15 protein-coding genes and 2 pseudogenes are annotated in these 21,005 nt (G+C 57.6%); 6 read left to right on the top strand and 11 right to left on the bottom strand.

Translation table 11 applies throughout. The features are described 5' to 3' along the window. Window positions 1–52: 52 nt before the first annotated feature. The 4 genes and pseudogenes from PG888_RS20235 to ansA all read right to left on the bottom strand — a co-directional run bounded on the left by PG888_RS20235 (window position 53) and on the right by ansA (window position 3,825). The gene (locus tag PG888_RS20235) at window positions 53–466 is read right to left on the bottom strand and encodes a hypothetical protein (protein WP_270694144.1); all 414 of its coding nucleotides are present in this window, start codon (window positions 464–466) and stop codon (window positions 53–55) included. A gap of 8 nt (window positions 467–474) precedes the next feature. Beyond that, window positions 475–1,863 (bottom strand): hypothetical protein, encoded by a 1,389-nt coding sequence (locus PG888_RS20230; RefSeq protein ID WP_333563461.1) that lies wholly within the window; start codon window positions 1,861–1,863, stop codon window positions 475–477. A gap of 114 nt (window positions 1,864–1,977) precedes the next feature. Continuing rightward, window positions 1,978–2,550, bottom strand: a pseudogene (locus PG888_RS20225) (AAA family ATPase); the annotation flags it as partial. A gap of 267 nt (window positions 2,551–2,817) precedes the next feature. After that, on the bottom strand, window positions 2,818–3,825 hold the full coding sequence (ansA, locus tag PG888_RS20220; RefSeq protein ID WP_139409521.1) for an asparaginase: 1,008 nt from the start codon (window positions 3,823–3,825) through the stop codon (window positions 2,818–2,820). 446 nt (window positions 3,826–4,271) lie between these two features. Here ansA and gltS point away from each other — a divergent pair, with 446 nt between their 5' ends. Then, window positions 4,272–5,471, top strand: coding sequence for a sodium/glutamate symporter (gene gltS / locus PG888_RS20215; RefSeq protein ID WP_042061020.1), 1,200 nt, complete (start codon window positions 4,272–4,274; stop codon window positions 5,469–5,471). A 239-nt stretch (window positions 5,472–5,710) separates the two neighbouring features. Here the strand turns inward: gltS and PG888_RS20210 are convergent. Then, window positions 5,711–7,582: pseudogene (locus PG888_RS20210) on the bottom strand (methyl-accepting chemotaxis protein). Between the two features lie 255 nt (window positions 7,583–7,837). Between PG888_RS20210 and prfB the strand changes: the two are divergent. The 5 genes from prfB to PG888_RS20185 all read left to right on the top strand — a co-directional run bounded on the left by prfB (window position 7,838) and on the right by PG888_RS20185 (window position 14,984). Beyond that, a protein-coding gene (prfB, locus tag PG888_RS20205) for a peptide chain release factor 2 (protein ID WP_111805239.1) occupies window positions 7,838–8,936 on the top strand; the annotation gives its coding sequence in 2 pieces (ribosomal slippage) (window positions 7,838–7,912 and window positions 7,914–8,936; 1,098 coding nt in all). 16 nt (window positions 8,937–8,952) lie between these two features. Next, on the top strand, window positions 8,953–10,488 hold the full coding sequence (lysS, locus tag PG888_RS20200) for a lysine--tRNA ligase (protein ID WP_042061015.1): 1,536 nt from the start codon (window positions 8,953–8,955) through the stop codon (window positions 10,486–10,488). Between the two features lie 212 nt (window positions 10,489–10,700). Then, window positions 10,701–12,488: an assimilatory sulfite reductase (NADPH) flavoprotein subunit gene (locus PG888_RS20195; protein ID WP_270694154.1), complete on the top strand. Its 1,788-nt coding sequence runs from the start codon at window positions 10,701–10,703 to the stop codon at window positions 12,486–12,488. Further along, on the top strand, window positions 12,488–14,200 hold the full coding sequence (cysI, locus tag PG888_RS20190; protein ID WP_270694145.1) for an assimilatory sulfite reductase (NADPH) hemoprotein subunit: 1,713 nt from the start codon (window positions 12,488–12,490) through the stop codon (window positions 14,198–14,200). The genes PG888_RS20195 and cysI overlap by 1 nt, the downstream gene beginning before the upstream one ends. Then, window positions 14,190–14,984, top strand: coding sequence for a phosphoadenylyl-sulfate reductase (locus tag PG888_RS20185; RefSeq protein ID WP_182938094.1), 795 nt, complete (start codon window positions 14,190–14,192; stop codon window positions 14,982–14,984). Before cysI ends, PG888_RS20185 begins: the two co-directional genes overlap by 11 nt. Window positions 14,985–15,089: 105 nt before the next feature. On the opposite strand, the gene proX is transcribed toward PG888_RS20185, so the two are convergent. The 6 genes from proX to PG888_RS20155 form a co-directional block, all read right to left on the bottom strand. Next, window positions 15,090–16,124: a glycine betaine/L-proline ABC transporter substrate-binding protein ProX gene (proX, locus tag PG888_RS20180; protein WP_182938095.1), complete on the bottom strand. Its 1,035-nt coding sequence runs from the start codon at window positions 16,122–16,124 to the stop codon at window positions 15,090–15,092. Continuing rightward, entirely contained in the window at window positions 16,121–17,272 is a 1,152-nt protein-coding gene (gene proW, locus PG888_RS20175; protein ID WP_270694147.1) for a glycine betaine/L-proline ABC transporter permease ProW, read from the bottom strand. Before proW ends, proX begins: the two co-directional genes overlap by 4 nt. Then, on the bottom strand, window positions 17,269–18,465 hold the full coding sequence (gene proV, locus PG888_RS20170) for a glycine betaine/L-proline ABC transporter ATP-binding protein ProV (RefSeq protein ID WP_270694149.1): 1,197 nt from the start codon (window positions 18,463–18,465) through the stop codon (window positions 17,269–17,271). Before proV ends, proW begins: the two co-directional genes overlap by 4 nt. A 552-nt stretch (window positions 18,466–19,017) precedes the next feature. Next, a complete protein-coding gene (folA, locus tag PG888_RS20165) occupies window positions 19,018–19,509 on the bottom strand; it encodes a type 3 dihydrofolate reductase (protein WP_270694151.1) in 492 nt (163 codons plus the stop codon). An 18-nt stretch (window positions 19,510–19,527) separates the two neighbouring features. Further along, the gene (locus PG888_RS20160) at window positions 19,528–19,995 is read right to left on the bottom strand and encodes a threonine/serine exporter family protein (RefSeq protein ID WP_042060992.1); all 468 of its coding nucleotides are present in this window, start codon (window positions 19,993–19,995) and stop codon (window positions 19,528–19,530) included. Next, window positions 19,992–20,789 carry a threonine/serine exporter family protein gene (locus PG888_RS20155; protein ID WP_042022773.1) on the bottom strand — a complete coding sequence of 266 codons (798 nt, stop codon included), beginning with the start codon at window positions 20,787–20,789 and terminating at the stop codon, window positions 19,992–19,994. The genes PG888_RS20160 and PG888_RS20155 overlap by 4 nt, the downstream gene beginning before the upstream one ends. Between the last annotated feature and the right edge of the window lie 216 nt (window positions 20,790–21,005).

The following is a 21,005-nucleotide window of genomic DNA, read 5'->3' as shown; positions in this document are numbered from 1 at the left end:
TCCTGCATGGAGACGCGATTAGATCACAGACGATCTGCCTGTTCAAATTTCATTAACAAAGTGCGATCCCGCCCTGATAAAAACCTCGGTCGCCAATATGACTCACGGCCTTGTCAGACACCACCTCACAACCAACAGCCCCATCACTGTCACAGGAGACATAGATCTTGCGACCCAGCTTGCTTTTTGAGGTAAAACTGGCTGGGCCGCAACGATTAACAGTACCTTCAGCAACATCTGTGACTTCGATATTGGCGATCTCTTGCTCGCCAACATAGATACCGGAATGTTCTGCACCTAACCAAAGATCGCAATAGAGCACGCTACCTGGTTTCGGGGTTACCTGATCACGAAAATTGCTGTCAATAAAGTATTTTATGCCCTTTATCCCAAGCGGTATTGCAGCCACAACACCGCTGATGCCTCGCCATAATGAGCTGGCTATTCCAGCTAATAGACCGAACATAGCGCCCCTTATACCCAGAGATTAGCATTCATCTGCTGCAGTAACAGATCGATTTTGCCTGACGCGGGTGCCTGCTCGCCTATCGGATTGTTAGCAGCCTTCAATCCAACTGATTGCAATGTTGGGCGATTGGCCTGCTCATCCCATATCCATACATTATCAAAATCCCATCCAAGACGTTTTTCAAAATACGTTTTATTAAAAAATTTAAATGGTATCTTTTTACCATCTTTACTATCGGCGTCGTCAACACGATTATATATGCTAGTCTGTTCAATAGATACATTGCTTTTTAATTCTATTTTTTTAGTATCGCCCTTTGAAAATCCATAAATTTTGCCACCCTGCAAATGCTCTATTTTACCTAGAGCGCAAAAGGATATTTTGCTAGTTGTGCATGCATTTGAAAAACCAACATCATAATTACTATTATAATTGCTATTCATAATCCTAAAAAGAGGATGAATCGAAATGTCAACTTCCCCTTCAATAAAAGATCTTGATATAGAGCTATCTAGTATTTTGTTTGCCATATAAGCTATACAGCTTATAGGTTTAGGCTCACAATAGTCAAATATAAATTCACAATCTTCTATATTACTATTTTTAACCATCTCACCAAGTTTTGGATAATCATCACCGAGTGATGGCGCTAAAATTTTGCACCGTAAAACGTCACACTCTATCAATTCGATAGTAACAAGACTACCCGTCACAATGCAATCCAAAAACCGGCCCCTTAAAGCACAGCCAAAAATCATGTGCTGATCTGTTTCACATCCTTGTATCGTAGAATCATGTACTTTTTTAGCTAGGGAGCATCCACTCAGTTTAAGATATTTTACTGTTGAGCCATCTATAATTTTTTCAAAAAAAACCTCATTTTCATTCTGACCTTTCAGCATATATCCATGCCCGTCATAATGCCCTTTAAATTCGACCGTGAACCATGCATTAGAAATATAAATATTAGCATTTTGTTTAAAATAATAACCTTGTTTTCCGACCTCTGGCGTGGTGAGCATAAACAATTCTTCAGCAGTGCTGATGATGATGGGATCTTTTTCAGTTCCTGCACCTGACAGACCTGAAATAATGTTTTTACTATTTCTATGGTTAGTGTTATCAGCACTAAAATAAACAATCTCATTAAGAGGATAAGAGTGACTGGCTTTACTTAAAGTTTTATTAATGACTGTGTTTATTTTTCCTATGTTATCTAAGTGATTCCACAGGCAATAGCGTAATAGTATTAAATCTGATAGATCAACCTCGTCTCTATCATTGGTCAATGCAGATACCTTCAGTAGGTGAACAATCTTTACCAAACGCCGATCAGATAATTCCTCCCTACGATCTTCTTTAAACAACTCGTTATGTTTTTTCCAAATATCCAAAATAGTTTTCTGAATCAACTCAGGGATTTTTACACTCGTAACTTGTTTATCAAATTCTGCTAGCTCACCTAATCTCAATGGGGTCAAGTGTTCTAGGTGCTCACTATTTCCTAGGGTAAATAGCTTATGCAAATTATCTTCGCTCACATAATCAACGAAGCTACGCAGCAAGAAGCGGTCATAAAGTGCCCCCAGTTCCTCCTGACCGGTCGGCAGTTCATTGGACGCCGCGATCAGGCTGCGTAGCGGCACCTTCTGCACTTATGCGCCATTGTGATAGATACGTTCGTTAAGAATGGTCAGCAGAGCATTGAGAATGGAGGAACTGGCCTTAAATATCTCATCGAGAAAAGCAACCTGCACCGATGGCAGATACCCAGACGTATTGCGCTCAAAACGATCCTCTTTCAGCTTGGAGATGGAGAGAGGGCCAAAGATCTCTTCGGGTGTTGAAAATTTGGTCAGCAGATATTCAAAATGACTGGCCCCCTCTTTGTCATCATCCTTAAGCACCTTGGCGACCTGACGAGAAATAAGACTCTTGGCCGTTCCTGGTGGACCCACCAGCAGGATGTTTTCTCCCGCCAGCAACGAGAGCAGTGCCAGTTTCATCGCCTCGTCGCGTTCCACCAATCCTTCATTAAGCTGTGCCAACAAAGTTGCCAGTTTTTGTTTGATCTCGAACATCTGCCGTTTCATCCCCCATTCAGTCACGCGTTAACCACACCGCACAATAGATTCAAATTAAACCTACCAGCGCAATCTATCATGAACATCGCCAATGAGCAGGACCTCCAGCATTGTTATGTGCTCGGTATCAAATGGAAAAGCATATTTTTCAGTTAGATACTGTGCCGACTATGCTGATTCAGCGAACAACTGATTCATGATTGGTAAAAACAAGAAGGGAGCCATGATGGCTCCCTTCTTGTTTATCCATACCTCACCTAAGCATCAGGGCGTCAGCTCCCCGCGCAAAGATTGCTGCATCAGCTCGCGAATGCGGTGGGATGGCAAGTCCTGACTCAGCAGGAAATGGAGCTTGGTGAGCGCCGCCTCGGCTGTCATGTCAAAGCCCGAGATAACCCCGGCCCGCGACAGGGCGTTGCCGGTAGCATAACCGCCCATGTTGACCTTGCCGTGCAGGCACTGGCTCAGGTTGACGATGATGACGCCACGAGCCGAAGCCTCGGAGAGCAGCGCCAGCATGGCCGGGTTCTGCGGCGCATTGCCCACCCCGAACGACAGCAAGATCAGCGCCTTCACCGGCTGTTGCAGGATATTGGCGATCACCTCGCTGGAGATCCCCGGATAGAGGGTTACCACGCCGATCGGCTGGGGGGTGATGTCGTGCAACACCAGCGGCCGCTCGGAGGGCTCGCCCAGCTCACCCGCTTCCAGCGAGATGGCAATCCCGGCGTTGAGCAGCGGCGGATAGTTGGGGGAGTCGAAGGCGTGGAAACCGTCGGCATGCACCTTCTTGCTGCGGTTGCCGCGATAGAGCTGGTTGTTGAAGAACAGCGTCACCTCGTGGATCGGGTAGTTGGCCGCGATATAGAGGGCGTTGAGCAGGTTCTGCTGACCGTCGGAGCGCAGCTCGGCGAGCGGGATCTGGGAGCCGGTGATGATGACCGGCTTGTGCAGATCTTCCAGCATGAAGGAGAGCGCCGAAGCGGTGAACGACATGGTGTCGGTGCCGTGCAGGATGACGAAACCGTCGTACTTTTCATAGTTGTCGCGAATGTCTTCGGCGATGCGCTGCCAATCCGCCGGGGTCATGTCGGAGGAGTCGATGAGGGGCGCATATTCGTGGATATGGTAATCCGGCATCTCGGGGCGGTGGAACTCGGGCATCCGCGCCAGACAGTCTTCCATAAAGCCCGCCATCGGCACGTAGCCGTGATCGGAACGCTGCATCCCAATGGTGCCGCCTGTGTAGGCAATGTAGATAGACTTCTTCACACCCTCTCCTCTTGATGAAGTGAACACCGCCGGAACATGAGCCATGTCGGGGTGAACCACAATGTCAACGCCCGCCAGCTCCTCTGCGCGCAGCGGAAACCGGCGAATTATAGAGACTGGCGCCCCAAATGACAGCCGTTCCATGCACTGTTTTCGGCATTTTTGCCCACTACCCCCATAGTGTTAAATGTCACAATAAACAACTAAAACGAGCATTAATACGACAAAGATGGAATTAAACGATGCTTTTTGCTACAATCCGCCGGATTTTACTAAAATCTCATCTGGATGCCTGAGCATTTCAGGCCCGCACAAGTCCCATCTTTCCTGGGGCGGGGAGATGTTTCCCCTTCTTTGTTGGCGCATGAGCCACACTGTTTTCATCCCGGCTGAATCTGTAAGTCTTTTGCTATGAAAGACACAGCCAATCAACATGGGAGTACTGAATGTTACAACTTGATTCCTACGCAACGTTGGTCGCTGCCACTCTGGTATTGCTGCTTGGCCGGGTGCTGGTCACCCGGGTCGGGCTGCTGCGAACCTTCAACATCCCCAAACCGGTAGCCGGCGGCCTGGTGGTCGCGCTGGTACTGCTATTGCTGCGCTCCACCCTGCAGATGGAGCTGCAATTTGATACCAGCCTGCAAACTCCGCTGATGCTGGCCTTCTTCGCCTCCATCGGTCTCTCCGCCGATCTCGCCAGCCTGAAACGCGGCGGCAAGGCGGTGGTTACCTTCCTGATGGTGGTCACCGGCCTGCTGCTGGTGCAGAACAGTCTGGGTGTCGGTCTGGCGACCCTGCTCGGTCTGGATCCCCACATGGGGCTGCTGGCAGGCTCCATCACCCTCTCCGGCGGCCACGGCACCGGTGCGGCCTGGAGTGCCACCTTCTCCGAGAAGTACGGCGTGCAATCCGCCGCCGAACTCGCCATCGCCTGTGCCACCTTCGGTCTGGTACTGGGCGGTCTGATCGGCGGCCCGGTCGCTCGCTATCTGGTGAAGAAAGTGCAGGTGCCCGGTGAAGAGCACAACCAGGATGAGGCCCCCAAGGGCTTCGAAATGCCCGATATGGAGCGCCCCCTCACTACCTTCAGCCTGATTGAGACGCTGGCACTGATCGCCATCAGCCTCAAGGGTGGCGAGCTGCTCTCGGCCTCTCTCAAAGGGGGCGCCTTCGAGCTGCCGATCTTTGTCTGCGTGCTGTTTGTCGGCGTGCTGCTGCGCAACGTCCTGACCCTGCTGAACTGGCATGAGGTGAGCGACCGCGAGGTCTCCCTGCTCGGCAACGTCAGCCTGTCGCTGTTCCTCGCCATGGCGCTGATGAGCCTGAAATTGTGGGATCTGGCCAGTCTGGCCCTGCCCATCTTCATCCTGCTGGCCGCCCAGACCGTGGCGATGGCGCTCTACGCCATCTTCGTCACCTTCCGGGTGATGGGCAGCAATTACGATGCGGCCGTGCTGGCGGCAGGCCACTGCGGCTTTGGCCTCGGGGCCACCCCGACGGCGATTGCCAACATGCAGGCCATCACCCAGCGCTTTGGCCCCTCCCACCTGGCGTTTCTGGTAGTGCCCATGGTGGGCGCCTTCTTCATCGACATCATCAACGCCATGGTGATCAAGCTGTTTATGGCGATGCCGTTCCTGTAATTCCCTTTCCGTCAGACGTATATGATCAGAGCCCACCTTTCGGTGGGCTCTTTGCTTACTCTCTACTCGCCAGCTGACGCAGGCAGAGCCGGGGATCGTATCCGGCACCAAGGTGACCAGCGAGCAACCCAGACAACCCGGAATCCCCAAGCCCCGCATCCCCCGAACAACAAAAAACCCCGCACTCGAAAGAGGGCGGGGCTTGTTAATGTCAGCCCGAACAGGTCGGAACGTGCGCCTTACAGGATAAAGGTCGACACCTGCTGGTTCAGGTCAGTGGCACGCCCTTTGAGGCTCTGGGCCTGATCCAGATCGCGCATGGCGGCGGCGGTGATCTCGTCACTCACATCCTTGATGGCAGTGGTGTTCTGGGTGATCTCGCCGGTCACCTGGGTCTGCTCCTCGGCTGCCGTGGCGATCTGGCCCGCCATGTCGGAGATGAGGGAGATGGCGCTGGTGATCTCTTCCAGCGCGCGCACGGCCTGATCCGCATCCTGCACGCTGTTGTCCGCCAGACCCTGACTGGTCTGCATCAGGCTCACCGCTCGGGCGGTGGTCTGCTGCAGGGTCTCGATGGTGGACTGGATCTGCTGGGTGGAGTCCTGGGTACGGCGCGACAGCACCCGCACCTCGTCAGCGACCACCGCAAAACCTCGGCCCTGCTCACCGGCGCGAGCCGCTTCGATGGCCGCGTTCAGCGCCAGCAGGTTGGTCTGCTCGGCAATGCCCTGAATGGTGGAGAGGATGCTGGTGATGGCCTGCGCGTGGCGGCTCAGCTCGCCGATCACCTCGGTCGCCTGCCCCACCTCTTCGGCCAGACCATTGATGGACTGGCGAGTCTTGTTGACCAGCATCTTGCCCTGCTCACTGCTCTGGGCAGATTGCTGGGCAGCGGCGGCGGTATTCTCGGCGTTGCCGGCGATCTCCATGGTGGCGCTCGCCATCTCGGTGACCGCCGTGGCGACCATGGTCACCTCCTGCTGCTGACGCTGCAGCTCGTCCACCGCGGCCTGGTTGGTCACCAGACTGCGCTCGGCATCGGCGTTCAGCTCGTTGGCCAGCTTGCGGATATTGCCGATCAGCTGGTGCTGACTGCCGACGAAACGGTTGAAGCTGTTGGCCAGTTGGCCCACTTCGTCGTTGGCGTCGATTTTGATGCGCTGGGTCAGATCGCCGTTACCGTCGGCAATGCGGGCCAATGCCTGGGATACCTTGGTGAGCGGGCCAAGCAGCATGCTGACCAGCCAGGAGATGGCGAGGATACTGCCCACCAGCACCAGCAGCGCCATGCCCAGCTGGGTCATCAGCAGGGAGGAGAGCGGCGCTTCCAGAGCGGCCTTGTCCAGCACCAGCACCAGTTCCCAGTCGGTATCTGGGATATCGACTGCCCACAGCAGCTTGTCGCGACCTTCGTTGTCAAAATAAGCCGGTACCAGCTCCTTGCTCGACTTGCTCTGCTCGATCAGCGCGTTGGTCAGATCATTGTCGATCTCGCTGGCCGGTTTCATCGCCTTGGCGGCATCCTTGTAGGCGATGATGGTGCCATCCTTGTGCATCATGATGGCGAAACCGTCGGCAGGCAGCTGCATCTTGGTCACGTCTTCCACCAGCGAGGCGATGGAGAGGTCACCCCCGATCACCCCGCCAGAAACCGGCTGGGCCAGGGTCACCACCATGATGTTGTAGGCCACGTCAAGATAGGGTTTGGTGACAATCAGGCCACCCTTGCTCATCGCCTCCTGATACTAGCCACGGGAGCGCGGGTCGTAGCCATCGCGGTTGATGGAGGGATCGGAGTCGTGCATCTTGCCGCTGCTCTCACCGAAATAGGTGAGCTGGAAACGGCCGGAGACTTGTGCCTGTTGCAAGGCATTGAGAGGTTCGGAGCTCGCCTTGTTGCCGAGCGCCTGGATCACGTCGCGACGGGCCGAGAGCCAGTCACTGACGCTGGCAGCCTGCTGGGTGCCCAGCCGCTGCAGCTGCTCCTGGCTGCCTTGCAGCAACAGATTCTTCTGGCTGCTATAGCTCTGCCAGGAGAGCAACGAAATCACCAACGAAAGGGCGATCACCACTGACAACAGTATCTTCTGCTTGAGTGACAGGTTTTTCATCATGTGTTCTTCTTATTGAGGTGAGGAGCGGGTTTTTCCCTAACAGTGCACAACACTACGTAGTCATTAGCGGCCGGAACGGCCAAAACTGAACCTGAAAATGGGTCTGCGGGCGATATTTTCTACCGAGGTGAGGAAAAGTGCACCAGAAATTGACTACATAGGGTGCGCAAACCAAGGCAACCCTGTTTATTCCTTCCACAATTGGCTAGAATATCCCGTTTTTAAGTCACATCGACCCTGAGAGTTTTCACGATGTTCGAAGTTAATCCCGTATTAAATAAACTTAAGGAGCTGTCTGAGCGGACCGAGCTTCTTAGGGGGTACCTTTGACTATGACGCCAAGAAAGAGCGTCTAGAAGAGGTCAACGCCGAGCTGGAACAGCCGGACGTATGGAATGAACCCGAGCGCGCACAGGCGCTGGGCAAAGAGCGCGTCACGCTGGAAAACGTGGTCGGCACCATCGACACCCTGACCCAGGGCGTGGATGACGTCGAGATGCTGGTGAGCCTGGCGGTGGAAGGGGAAGACGAAGAGACCTTCAACGAAGCCATTGCCGAATCCGAACAGCTGGAAGCCAAGCTGGTGGATCTCGAGTTCCGCCGCATGTTCTCCGGTCAGCATGACGGCTCCGACTGCTATATCGATATCCAGTCCGGCTCCGGTGGTACCGAAGCGCAGGATTGGGCCAACATGGTACTGCGCATGTACCTGCGCTGGGGCGATGCCCACGGCTACAAGCCAGAGCTGATTGAATGCTCCGACGGCGACGTGGCTGGCATCAAGTCTGCCACCGTCAAGTTCAGCGGCGAATATGCATTCGGCTGGCTGCGTACCGAAACCGGCGTACACCGTCTGGTGCGCAAGTCCCCGTTCGATTCCGGTGGCCGCCGTCACACCTCCTTCTGCTCCGTGTTTGTCTATCCCGAGATCGACGACGATATCGACATCGAGATCAACCCGGCGGATCTGCGTATCGACGTTTACCGCGCCTCCGGTGCCGGTGGTCAGCACGTTAACCGGACCGAATCTGCGGTGCGTATTACCCACGTACCGACCGGTGTCGTGGTACAGTGCCAGAACGACCGTTCCCAGCACAAAAACAAAGACCAGTGTATGAAGCAGCTGAAAGCCAAGCTCTACGAGCTGGAAATTCAGAAGCAGAACGCTGAGAAACAAGCCCTTGAAGAGACCAAGTCCGATATCGGTTGGGGCAGCCAGATCCGTTCCTATGTGCTGGATGACTCCCGTATCAAGGATCTGCGCACCGGCGTCGAAACCCGTAATACCCAATCGGTGCTCGACGGTGACTTGGACAAGTTTATCGAAGCCAGCCTGAAATCAGGTCTGTAAACAAGCAGGAATCACCATGTCTGAACAAACCATCACTCCGGAAGTCGATCATTCACTCGAACTCAACAACGAGATGACTGAGCGTCGTTCCAAGCTGGCCGCCCTGCGCGCCCAGGGTAATCCTTTCCCGAACGACTTCCGTCGCGACAGCCTCTCTGGCGATCTGCACGCAGAGTTTGACGACAAGAGCGCCGAGGAGCTGACGAGCCTGGGTAAACGGGTGAAGATTGCCGGTCGCATCATGACCCGCCGGATCATGGGCAAGGCTTCTTTCGCCACCCTGCAGGACATGGCCGGCAAGATCCAGGTCTACGTCACCCGTGACGACCTGCCGGAAGGTTTCTACAACGAGCAGTTCAAGAAGTGGGATCTGGGCGACATCGTGGGTGTCGAAGGTACCCTGTTCAAGACCCAGACCGGTGAGCTCTCCGTTCACGTTTCCGATATCCGCCTGCTGACCAAGGCACTGCGTCCGCTGCCCGAGAAGCACAAAGGCCTGACCGATCAGGAAGCTCGCTGCCGCCAGCGTTACCTGGATCTGATCGCCAACGAAGAGTCCCGCAAGACCTTCATGATCCGCACCCAGGTGGTTGCCGGTATCCGCAAGTTCTTCAACGAGAAGCGCTTCATGGAAGTGGAAACCCCGATGATGCAAGTCATCCCGGGTGGTGCCTCCGCGCGTCCGTTCGTCACTCACCACAATGCGCTGGACATCGACATGTACCTGCGTATCGCACCGGAGCTCTACCTGAAGCGTCTGGTGGTCGGTGGCTTCGAGCGTGTCTACGAGATCAACCGCAACTTCCGTAACGAAGGTATCTCGGTGCGTCACAACCCCGAGTTCACCATGATCGAGTTCTACATGGCCTATGCCGACTACATCGATCTGATGGACCTGACCGAAGAGCTGCTGCGCACCCTGGCGCAGGACATTCTGGGCGACACCAAGATCCGTTACGCCAAAGAGGGCGAAGAGGGCCTGACCATCGATTTCGGTCAGCCGTTCCAGCGCCTCACCATGGTCGAGTCCATCCTGAAGTTCAACCCGGATGTGACCCTGGACGATCTGGCTACCCTCGAGAGCGCCAAGGCCGTTGCCAAGCGTCTGCACATCGAGCTGATGAAGGGCTGGGAGCTGGGCCACGTGATCACCGCGATCTTCGAAGAGACCGTGGAGCACATGCTGCTGCAACCGACCTTCATCACCGAATACCCGGCCGCCGTTTCTCCGCTGGCTCGCCGCAACGACGTGAACCCGGACGTGACTGACCGCTTCGAATTCTTCATCGGTGGCCGCGAGCTGGCCAACGGCTTCTCCGAGCTGAACGATGCAGAAGACCAGGCCAAGCGCTTCCAGGATCAGGTTGATCAGAAAGCAGCTGGCGACGACGAAGCCATGTTCTACGACGCCGACTTCGTTACCGCGCTGGAACACGGCCTGCCGCCGACTGCCGGTCAGGGTATCGGTATCGACCGTCTGGTGATGCTGTTCACCAACAGCCACACCATCCGTGACGTCATTCTGTTCCCGGCTCTGCGTCCGCAGAAGTAAGGCCCACAGAAGTCAGCGGCATCCCTTGGGGCACTCCCGAGCGTGATACGCCAATAAAAACGCCCTGCCACTGCGGGGCGTTTTTCTATCTCCTTTACCGCAAAATCACTTTCAAAATTCAATAATGGAATAAAGAAGATATTTTTATTCTTTGTTGTTAGCCAACACGCCCTTTAATCTGGCCAAAAATCAGACCATGGAAGACGCGTGTGATGCAATTGAAGGATTCCCCATTCAACCTTTCCCCCCTCTCTGACGAACAGCAACGTCAGCTGAGTCAGGTACTCTCGACCCTCAATACCCAGCAACTGGCCTGGGTGAGCGGATATCTCTACGGCCTCTCCCAGACCGGTCACCAGAGCGTTGTCGCCAGCGCCGCCGTGGCTGCGCCCAGTGGCAGCCTGACCATTCTCTACGGCTCCCAGACCGGCAACGCCAAAGGTGTCGCCAGTGCCATCAAGGCGCAGGCCGAGGCCCGTGGCCTGCCCGTCACCCTCGCGTCGATGGCTGACTACAAACCCAAGCAGCTCAAGAAAGAGAGCCACCTGCTGGTAGTAGTGAGCACTTACGGGGAGGGTGAACCGCCGGAGAGCGCCGTCGATCTGTTCGAGCAGCTTAAAAAAGGCAAGATCGGCAAGCTGGACGGGCTCAAATTCGCGGTGCTGGGGCTGGGTGACAGCTCCTATGAATTCTTCTGCCAGACCGGCAAAGATTTTGACAACTTCCTCGCCACCGCTGGAGGCAAGCGGATTTATGAGCTCGCCAGCCTCGATGTGGATTATCAGGATGCAGCCAAGGCGTGGGGCGAACAGGCGCTCAACGCCATTGCCGCGACCCTCTCTACCGGTGCGGCCAGCAGCGTGACCAGCGCGGTGCAGCAGGCGGTTGGCCACAGCCAGTACAGCAAGGAGAACCCCTTCCCTGCCCGCCTGTCTGTCACTCAGAAGATCACCGGCCGGGATTCCACCAAGGATATCCGCCATATCGAGATCAGCCTCGAGTCCTCGGGACTCGCCTATCAGCCGGGGGATGCCCTCGGGATCTGGTTTGACAACGACGCAGCTCTGGTGGGCGAAGTGCTGGCCCTGACCAACCTCTCTGGCGATGAAGCCACAGCCCACGGCACCTTGCACGCCGCCCTGACCGGTCACTTCGAACTGACCCGGCTGCACGGCGGCTTTATCACAGGACTCGCTGATATATCAGACAACGCGGCGCTGAAAGATCTGGCCGGTGACAAGGCCCAGGTCAATGCACTGGTCGCCTCTGCCCAAGTGGTGGATGTACTGAAGCGCTTCCCGACCGCCCTCACCGCCGAGCAGCTGGTCGGGCTGCTGCGCCCCCTCACCCCCCGCCTCTACTCCATCGCCTCCGCCCAGAGCGAGGTGGAAGAAGAGGTGCACCTGACCGTCGGCGTGGTGCGCTACCCGCAAGAAGATGGCACAGTGCGAAGCGGCGGCGCCTCCTCCTATCTGGCGGACCGTCTGCCGGAAGATGCCGAGGTCCGGGTGTTCGTGGAGCACAACGACAACTTCCGCCTGCCCGCCAATCCCGACACCCCCGTCATCATGGTGGGCCCGGGTACCGGCATTGCCCCGTTCCGCGCCTTCCTGCAGGAGCGGGAAGCACAGGGGGCAGAGGGCAAGAACTGGCTCTTCTTCGGCAACCCCCACTTCACCCAGGACTTCCTCTATCAGGTGGAGTGGCAGCGTTATGTGAAATCGGGCCTGCTGTCCAAGATCTCCCTGGCCTTCAGCCGGGATCAGGCCAACAAGATTTATGTACAGGACCGTCTGCGCGAGGCAGGGCTTGAGCTCTACCAGTGGCTGGAAGCAGGCGCTCACTTCTATGTGTGTGGCGACGCCAACCACATGGCGAAGGATGTGCAGGAAGCCCTGCTGGAAGTGATTGCGGAACACGGCCACAAGAGCCGTGAGGAAGCAGAAGAGTATCTGAGCGAATTGCGTCGTGCCAAACGTTATCAAAGGGATGTCTATTGATGAGCAAACAACTTATTCCGGGACCGGTCGAAGGGCCGCTGGCTGACAACGAACGCCTCAAGCGCGAGAGCAACTTCCTGCGCGGCACCATCGCCGAAGATCTGCAGGACCCGCTCACCGGCGGCTTCAACGGCGACAATTTCCAGCTGATCCGCTTTCACGGCATGTATCAGCAGGATGACCGCGACATCCGCCCGGAGCGCGCCGCCCAGAAGCTGGAGCCCCTGCACAACGTCATGCTGCGCGCCCGCCTGCCCGGCGGCATCATCACCCCGGCCCAGTGGCAGGTGATCGACAAGTTCGCCGAAGAACACAGCATGTACGGCAGCATCCGCCTGACCACCCGCCAGACCTTCCAGTTCCACGGGGTGCTGAAGCGCGACATCAAGCTGATGCACCAGACCCTCAACAGCACAGGTATCGACTCCATCGCCACCGCGGGGGACGTGAACCGCAACGTGCTCTGCACCAGCAACCCGGTGGAGTCCGAGTTGCACCAGGAGGCCTACGAGTGGGCCAAGAAGATCTCCGAGCACCTGCTGCCCAAGACCCGCGCCTACGTGGAGATCTGGCTGGATGGCGAGAAGCTGGGGGGTGACGAGGAGCCGATCCTGGGCTCCAACTACCTGCCGCGCAAATTCAAGACAACCGTGGTCATCCCGCCCCACAACGATGTGGACATCCACGCCAACGATCTCAACTTCGTGGCCATTGCCGATCACGGCAAGCTGGTGGGCTTCAACGTGCTGGTGGGGGGCGGTCTCGCCATGACCCACGGCGACACCACCACCTACCCGCGCAAAGCGAGCGACTTTGGCTTCATTCCGCTCTCCCACGTGCTGGAGGTGGCGGCCGCCGTGGTCAGCACCCAGCGCGACTGGGGCAACCGGGTCAACCGCAAGAACGCCAAGACCAAGTACACCCTTGAACGGGTTGGCGTCGAGGCGTTCAAGGCCGAGGTGGAAAACCGCGCAGGTATCCCCTTCGCCGAGAGTCGCCCCTATGAGTTCACCAGCCGTGGCGATCGCTTCGGTTGGGTCGAGGGGATCGACGGCAAGCACCACCTCACCCTGTTTATCGAGAATGGCCGCCTGCTGGACTTCCCGAGCAAGCCGCTCAAAAGCGGCATGCTGGAGATCGCCAAAGTGCATCAGGGGGATTTTCGCCTGACCGCCAACCAGAACCTGATCATCGCAGGCGTCCCGGCTGGCGAGAAGGCCCGCATCGAAGCACTCGCGCGCCAGTACGGCCTGCTGGATGACGGCGTGAGCGAGCAGCGCAAGCAGTCCATGGCCTGCGTGGCCCTGCCCACCTGCCCGCTGGCGATGGCCGAGGCGGAGCGCATGTTGCCCGCCTTTGTCACCGACATCGAGGGGCTGCTGGCCAAACATGAGCTGGCGAATGATGCCATCGTCTTCCGGGTCACCGGCTGCCCCAACGGCTGCGGCCGCGCCATGCTGGCGGAAGTGGGTCTGGTGGGCAAGGCGCCCGGCCGCTACAACCTCCATTTGGGGGGCAACCTGGAGGGCACCCGCATTCCGCGCCTCTATCAGGAGAACATCACCGAGCCGCAGATTTTGGCCGAACTCGACGCGCTGATCGGCCGCTGGGCCACCGAGCGCAATCAGGGTGAGTGCTTCGGCGACTTCGTGATCCGGGTTGGGGTGATTGCCCCCGTTATCGACTCCGCGAGGGACTTCTATGCTGCTTAATCTGCCGCTTAATGTCACTGAAGATGGCCGCCTTGACCTGCAGGCACTGCTGACCCTCGGCCGTGAAGAGCAGGCCGAGGCGCTGGCGCCCCTCAACCGGGAGCTGGATACCATGAGCGCCCCCGAGCGGGTGCGCTGGGCTCTGGCCAATCTGCCGGGGGAGCATGTGCTCTCCTCGAGCTTCGGCATTCAGGCGGCGCTGATGCTCCATCTGGTAAGCCGCGAGCGGGCCGATGTGCCAGTGGTGCTGACCGATACCGGTTATCTCTTTCCCGAGACCTACCGCTTTATCGACGAGCTGACCGAGCGCCTCGCGCTCAGCCTGAAGATCTATCGGGCCGAACTCAGTCCGGCCTGGCAGGAGGCCCGATTTGGCCTCTTGTGGGAGCAGGGGGTGGAGGGGATCACCCGCTACAACCAGCTCAACAAGGTGGAGCCGATGGACCGCGCCTTGCGCGAGCTCGGCGCCCAGACCTGGTTCTCCGGTCTGCGCCGCGAGCAGGCGGGCAGCCGTGGCAAGCTGCCGGTGCTGGCCATCCAGCGCGGCCGCTTCAAGTTCCTGCCGGTGATCGACTGGAGCAACAAGGACGTATTCTACTACTTCAAGGAGTTCGACCTCCCCTACCACCCGCTGTGGGAGCAGGGTTACCTGTCGGTGGGCGATGTCCACACCACCACCAAATGGGAGCCGGGCATGAGCGAGGAGCAGACCCGCTTCTTTGGCCTCAAGCGCGAGTGTGGCCTGCACGAGGATAACGGCGAGCACGACGGCTCGGGTATCTGATCCCTCTTCAAGGTTCTGACCATAAAAAGCGCCCGACAACTACTGCCGGGCGTTTTGCTTGGGCTGATATGCAACCCTTCCAAGATGACAAATGGGCCAAGAGGCTTAACCCGCCGCGTTGGCCTGCTCGGCGGCAACCTGCGCCTGAGTCAGCCACTCATTGACCAGCGCCCCGTGCCCCTTGAGCCAGGCATCGGCATGGCGCTCGATATCCGCCGGTTTGTTCTGCCCCCTGTTCATCAACCCGTTCTGGACGTTGATGTCATTGAGCGGCAGCTTGACGATGGAAAAGAGCTTGGCCGCCGCCGGGTTGGCATCGGTGAAAGCCTTGTTGGCCACGATATGCATGGTATTGACCGGGAAGCCGTAGTTCTTGCCGTTCGGCAACCGGGTCTTGGCCGCATCAGGGGCGTCGGCGGGTACTTCCAGCCACACGACATCCTTGCCCGGCACCAGCTCGCTGCTGAGCCAGTAGGGGGTCCAGGTGTAATAGAGCACCGGCTTGCCACTCTGGAAGCGAGCACGGGTATCGGCGATCAGCGCCGCATAGTTGCCCTGCTTGTGGGTGACGGTGGGGGTCAGGCCGAACTCGTCCAGATGATGGTTGATCGCCTCTTCACAGCCCCAGCCAGGGTTACAGCCCACCAGATCGGCCTTGCCATCTCCATCGCCGTCAAACAGCGCGGCCAGCGCGGGATCCTTGAGCTGCCCGAGATTGGTGATGCCATATCGGGTCGCGGTCTGCTTGTCGATGAGATAGCCCTGCGCCGCACCGGCCACATAGGTGCCCTGACGGAAGAACACCTTATCTCCCCCCGCCTGTTCGTACTTGTTGTCCTGCAGCGGGATCCAGTTAAAGGCGAGGAAGGTGCCGTCCCCCTGTGCCACCGAGGCATAAGCCACGTTGTAATCCACCTCCTGAGCAGGCTGGACGTCGTAGCCAAGCCGCGCCATCAGCTTGCTGACCAGCAGGCTCTGGAACGCCTCTTCCGGCAGGGAGCTCTGCAAGGGTTGAACGCGGATCCCCTCCCCCGGCAACTCGGTACTGGCCATGGCCAGCGGGCTCAGCAGCGAGGAGCTCAACAACAGAGTGCTCAGCAGCAAGGCGTGACGGGTGTGCGTTGTGGTAATGAGGCTCATGCCTTTACTCCTTGGTAATCGATGGATTTGCTGCGGCCAGTGAGGCGCAGCAGCAAGGCGACGGGGCCACGCTGATACCAGCGGCCAACCCGGTTGCGATCCGGTTGGCCCATCGCCTGGGTCAGACGGTCGAGCACGATGGCCAGCAGCACGATGCCGAGGCCGCCAATGGAGGCGAGCCCCATATCGAGCCGACCGATGCCGCGCAGCACCATCTGACCCAAACCGCCGACCGCGATCATCGAGGCGATCACCACCATGGAGAGCGCCAGCATCAGGGTCTGGTTGACCCCGGCCATGATGGTGGGCATGGCGAGTGGCAGTTGTACCTTGAACAGCAGCTGGGAGGGGCTGGCGCCAAACGAATGGGCCGCTTCCACCAGATCCGCAGGCACCTGTCTTATCCCCAGCATGGTGAGGCGGATCATCGGCGGCAGGGCGAAGATCACGGTCACCACGACACCGGGCACGTTGCCGATACCGAACAACATGACGATGGGGATGAGGTAGACGAACGCCGGGGTGGTCTGCATCGCATCCAGCAGCGGCCGAGTCCAGGTAGACAACCGCTCGCTACGGGCCAGCAAAATGCCGACCGGCAAGCCAATCAGGATGCAGAAGAAGAGCGAGGTCAACACCAGCGACAGGGTCACCATGGCATCGGACCAGGCTCCGATCAGCCCGATCCCGACCAATGCGGCGAGGGTGCCAACCGCCATCCGGCCGTTGACCAGTTGCCAGGCAATCAGGGTCAACAGCCCGATCATCAGGGTGGATGGCACCGTCTGCAGCAGATGGGTCATGGCGTTCAGAGTCACCTCCACCGGTGCGCGGATCAGCTGAAACACCGGGCGCAGGTTCTCCACCAACCAGCCGATGCCCCCTTCGACCCAGCTGTCCAGCGGCACCAGCGCCTGCTGGAAGGGGTCCAGCCAGTCGACGGCTGCCTCGGTATCCACGGCAGCAATCTGGTTTTGCCAGTCGGCCGCTTCGGAGGCAGTACTGCCCCAGGGATCGGCGGCGGCTGTCGTGGTTACCGCCGCGCCCCAAGGATCGGCATCCACCTCGTCAGCCCTAAGAGAGGGGCTAGCCAGCAGCAAACATGCCAGCAAACCGATCAGTAACGCGTGAGGGTTGTTCAGCTTCATGCCGGGGTACTCCTGTCCAGGGTGTTGAGCAGATTGGCCTTGGAGATGAGCCCCAGATAGGTGCCATCCTCCTCGACCACGGGCACCTGACAGGGTGCGGCAGCCACCTGGCTGATCAGTTCATTGAGGGAGGTGTCGGCCAGAATGGGCTGGATATCCGCCAGCAACGCCTGCTCCAGACTCCCCTTGCCACGCACGGCCTCACTGAGTGACTCGACCGAGACGACGCCGATGAAGCGGCGGCTGCGATCCACCACGTAGCCAAACTCCCGCTCCAGCTCCTTGAGCTGACGCAGGGCGTTGCCCGGCCCGTCGGTGGTGTGTTTCTTGATAAGCGGCATCTGCTTGCGGCTGACGATATCGCGGGCGCTGAAGACATTGGCGAGATCCACGCCACGGAAGAAGGCACGCACATAGTCGTTGGCGGGCTGACTCAGGATCTCGTCGGGGGTACCGACCTGCACCACCTGACCATCCTGCATGATGGCGATGCGATCGCCGATACGCATCGCCTCGTCTAGATCGTGGGAGATAAACACGATGGTGCGCTGCTGGCTCGCCTGCAGCTTGAGCAGCTCGTCCTGCATCTCGGTGCGGATCAGCGGATCCAGCGCGGAGAAGGCCTCGTCCATCAGCAGGATGTCGGGATCGTTGGCGAGCGCCCGGGCCAGACCGACCCGCTGCTTCATGCCACCGGAGAGGGCATCGGGGAAGGCATCAATCCACTGACCCAATCCCACCTGATGGAGCGCCTGACGGGCACTCTGCTGGCGCTCGGCCAGCGGCACACCTGCCAGCTCCAGCCCGAAGGCGGTATTTTCCAGCACGCTCAGGTGCGGCATCAGGGCAAAGGATTGAAACACCATGCTGATCTTCTTGCGCCGCACCTGACGCAGCTCGCTATCCGAGATAGTGGCGATATCCTCGCCATCGATCAGCACCTGGCCGCGAGTCGGCTCGATCAGCCGGTTGAAGAGACGCACCAGCGTCGATTTTCCCGAGCCGGACAAGCCCATCACCACGAAGATCTCCCCCTCGTGAATAGCCAGATCGACCCCCTGCACACCCAGGGTCTGTCCGCTCTGTTGCAGGATGCTGGCACGGTCATGCCCTTTCGCCAGCAATTTGAATGCTTTTTCCGGCTGATCGCCGAAGATTTTATAGAGTGATTTGACTTCGAGTTTGACTGTCATACTGTCCTTTTTTCATGGTCGACATCTTGGTGATTAACCTGCCGAACGCGAACCAATTACTTTTTACACTAAGCAATCAACAACCAAAACAAAAGAACCAATAGAGTCCCATAAAACCAAAATCAAAATAAACCATTGATTTTAATAAGATATTTTTATCAATAAAAACCGAACAAAGTCTGGTTTTATCCATAATGATTTCCATATCAAACGAAGGTGCACTGGGAAAAATCATTCAAAAACAATCAAAAAAGAGCAAACAAAGGCAGATTAATGGCGGCAAAAGCATAGCTCGCCATCCAGATACTCAACAGCGACTAAATAATTACACATCTAACTATTTGTTGGTCGCAATGAGGACAGATTGGGGGACAAGAAAAGGGGCTAAGGAGGGTTAGAGCAGAGGCTGAAGATGCGTTCACACGCCGCGATGAGATCGCCGCAGCCACCTCTGGCTCATCGCCTGCTGGACACGATGCTTCTGGCAAATCACCCGTGCGAAAAAAGCCCCTTGTGCAACACAAGGGGCTTTTTAGTGGCACATGCCATGACTCAGCGGCGCTGCCAGGTCTCGAAGCGGTAGGGGTGCGGGTTCTTCTCATCGGCAGGGTGGCTCTCGCAGTCGATGCGCTGCCACTGGCCGTCATCAAACGCGGGGAAGCGGGTATCCCCCTCCACCACCAGATCGATTTGCGTCAGGTAGAGACGATCCGCACTCGGCAACATCTCGGCATAGAGATGACCGCCACCGATCACCATCAACTCCTCCACCGCGCTGCTCGCCAACAGGGCCAGCGCCGCCTCGACAGAACCCACCACCTCGATACCCTCGGCCTGATAGCCAGGGTTGCGGCTGATCACCAGATTGCGCCGTCCGGGCAGCGGTCGACCGATGGATTCGAAGGTCTTGCGCCCCATCAATACCGGTTTGCCGAGGGTCACCCGTTTGAAGTGGGCCAGGTCAGCAGGCAGATGCCAGGGCATCTGGTTGTCCTTGCCGATCACCCTGTCGTGGGCCATGGCGGCAATCATGGAAATCTTCATGGGGCCTCTCACCGTCTGTCAGATTATGGGGCGGTTACGGTACACGACCAGAGAGGGGATCGCCAAACCGAAACTGAGGGCGCCGACGATAAACAGCGCCTTGAGGCCGTTCTCCACCGCGCTCTGCAGCAGATCCATGGTCACACCGTTGATGTTGAGTTCCACCACCGCAATCATGGTCTTGAACGCATAGCTGCCCGGGATCATTGGGATGATGGAGGCAACGCTGAACACCGGACGCGGCGCCAGCAGACGGCGAGACCAGTAGACGCAGACAAAACCGACCGTGGTCGCCGCCGCCAGCGTCGCCCACTCGATGGGCATGCCGTAGTGAATGAGCAGGGTGCGCAGGCTGTGAGCCAGCGCCCCGCCCATGGCGCAATATTTCAGCATTCGTGGCGGCACGTTGAACAGCATGGCAAAGCCCACCGCCGGGATGGAGGACCAGAAGGCATCCTTGGCCAGTAACCAGAGCAGATCCGTCATACTTTCCACCCCCAGATCCCGGTCAACGACATGGCGAGAATGATGCCGATGGCAGCACTGATGGTGAGCAAGGTGGCGGAGCCCCAACGGGCCAGCCCCATGTTGAAGTAGCCCTTCACCATGTCGGAGACCGCATTGATTAGCGGGAAGCCCGGCACCAGCAGCAGCACGCTGGCCGCCATGGCGAGATAGGGTTGCGCGCCCCAGTTGAAGAAGGTGGCGCTGGATGCCAGCAAGGTGGCGATAAAACCGGTCACAGCAAAGTTGATAAGCGGACTGTGGTGATGACGGGCGATCAACTGACGCACCCGCATCGCCACGGCGGCGGAGCAACAGGTCACCAGGAAGATGGGCCAGTCACCGCCAAACAGCAGGCTGAAGGCGCCACAGGAGAGCCCGACCATGGGCACCACCAGCCAGGGGTGATAGTGGAAGGGGACGATGGCTTCGAGCCGCTGACGCACTTCACGGGCACCGATCAGTTCTTTCTCCGCCATGATGCAGATCCGCTGGATCTCGCACACCACCTGCATGTTGATGCCATGCTCGCGCACCCGGCGGGTGGTGGTGACACAGCCCCCCTGATAGAGGCTGGTGAGCACGATGGCACTGGAAGAGATGGCCATTTCGACACTCTCCAGCCCCAGCGCCATCCCCAGCCGCACCGTGGTCTGCTCGATGATCCGGCTCTCCGCCCCGAACTGGGCCAACATTTGACCCACCTTGACGATAATGCGGGTGATCTCTGTCTGTTGCTCCCGCGACAACACCCGTCTTGGTGTGATACTTCTCATAATCCCTTCGAGTCGTAGCAATAAAAATTTCGGCCATATTAGCCTAACTTTTACCGTTATTCATCCACCCCTATCACAACCTGGCCGATGAGTTATTACATGAAGGAAAAAAGAGGCCACATCACAAATACATTACCACTCATGTACAGGATCTTTAGCTACAACCAATTGAAATAGATAGAAAAAAGGCTTCGTTTGTGATCTGATTTAATCGCA

The sequence above is a fragment of the Aeromonas sp. QDB23 genome (assembly GCF_027707745.1).
Classification (GTDB): domain Bacteria; phylum Pseudomonadota; class Gammaproteobacteria; order Enterobacterales; family Aeromonadaceae; genus Aeromonas; species Aeromonas allosaccharophila.
Note: the sequence above shows the minus strand (reverse complement) of the source record. Positions and strands in the feature narration are given on the sequence as shown.

What these genes read in the sequence shown, in the direction of transcription:
- PG888_RS20235 (WP_270694144.1), bottom strand. Translation starts at nt 466, where the DNA reads ATGTTCGGTCTATTAGCTGGAATAGCCAGCTCATTATGGCGAGGCATC.
- gltS (WP_042061020.1), top strand. Translation starts at nt 4,272, where the DNA reads ATGTTACAACTTGATTCCTACGCAACGTTGGTCGCTGCCACTCTGGTA.
- lysS (WP_042061015.1), top strand. Translation starts at nt 8,953, where the DNA reads ATGTCTGAACAAACCATCACTCCGGAAGTCGATCATTCACTCGAACTC.
- PG888_RS20195 (WP_270694154.1), top strand. Translation starts at nt 10,701, where the DNA reads ATGCAATTGAAGGATTCCCCATTCAACCTTTCCCCCCTCTCTGACGAA.
- cysI (WP_270694145.1), top strand. Translation starts at nt 12,488, where the DNA reads ATGAGCAAACAACTTATTCCGGGACCGGTCGAAGGGCCGCTGGCTGAC.
- PG888_RS20185 (WP_182938094.1), top strand. Translation starts at nt 14,190, where the DNA reads ATGCTGCTTAATCTGCCGCTTAATGTCACTGAAGATGGCCGCCTTGAC.
- proX (WP_182938095.1), bottom strand. Translation starts at nt 16,124, where the DNA reads ATGAGCCTCATTACCACAACGCACACCCGTCACGCCTTGCTGCTGAGC.
- proW (WP_270694147.1), bottom strand. Translation starts at nt 17,272, where the DNA reads ATGAAGCTGAACAACCCTCACGCGTTACTGATCGGTTTGCTGGCATGT.
- proV (WP_270694149.1), bottom strand. Translation starts at nt 18,465, where the DNA reads ATGACAGTCAAACTCGAAGTCAAATCACTCTATAAAATCTTCGGCGAT.
- folA (WP_270694151.1), bottom strand. Translation starts at nt 19,509, where the DNA reads ATGAAGATTTCCATGATTGCCGCCATGGCCCACGACAGGGTGATCGGC.
- PG888_RS20160 (WP_042060992.1), bottom strand. Translation starts at nt 19,995, where the DNA reads ATGACGGATCTGCTCTGGTTACTGGCCAAGGATGCCTTCTGGTCCTCC.
- PG888_RS20155 (WP_042022773.1), bottom strand. Translation starts at nt 20,789, where the DNA reads ATGAGAAGTATCACACCAAGACGGGTGTTGTCGCGGGAGCAACAGACA.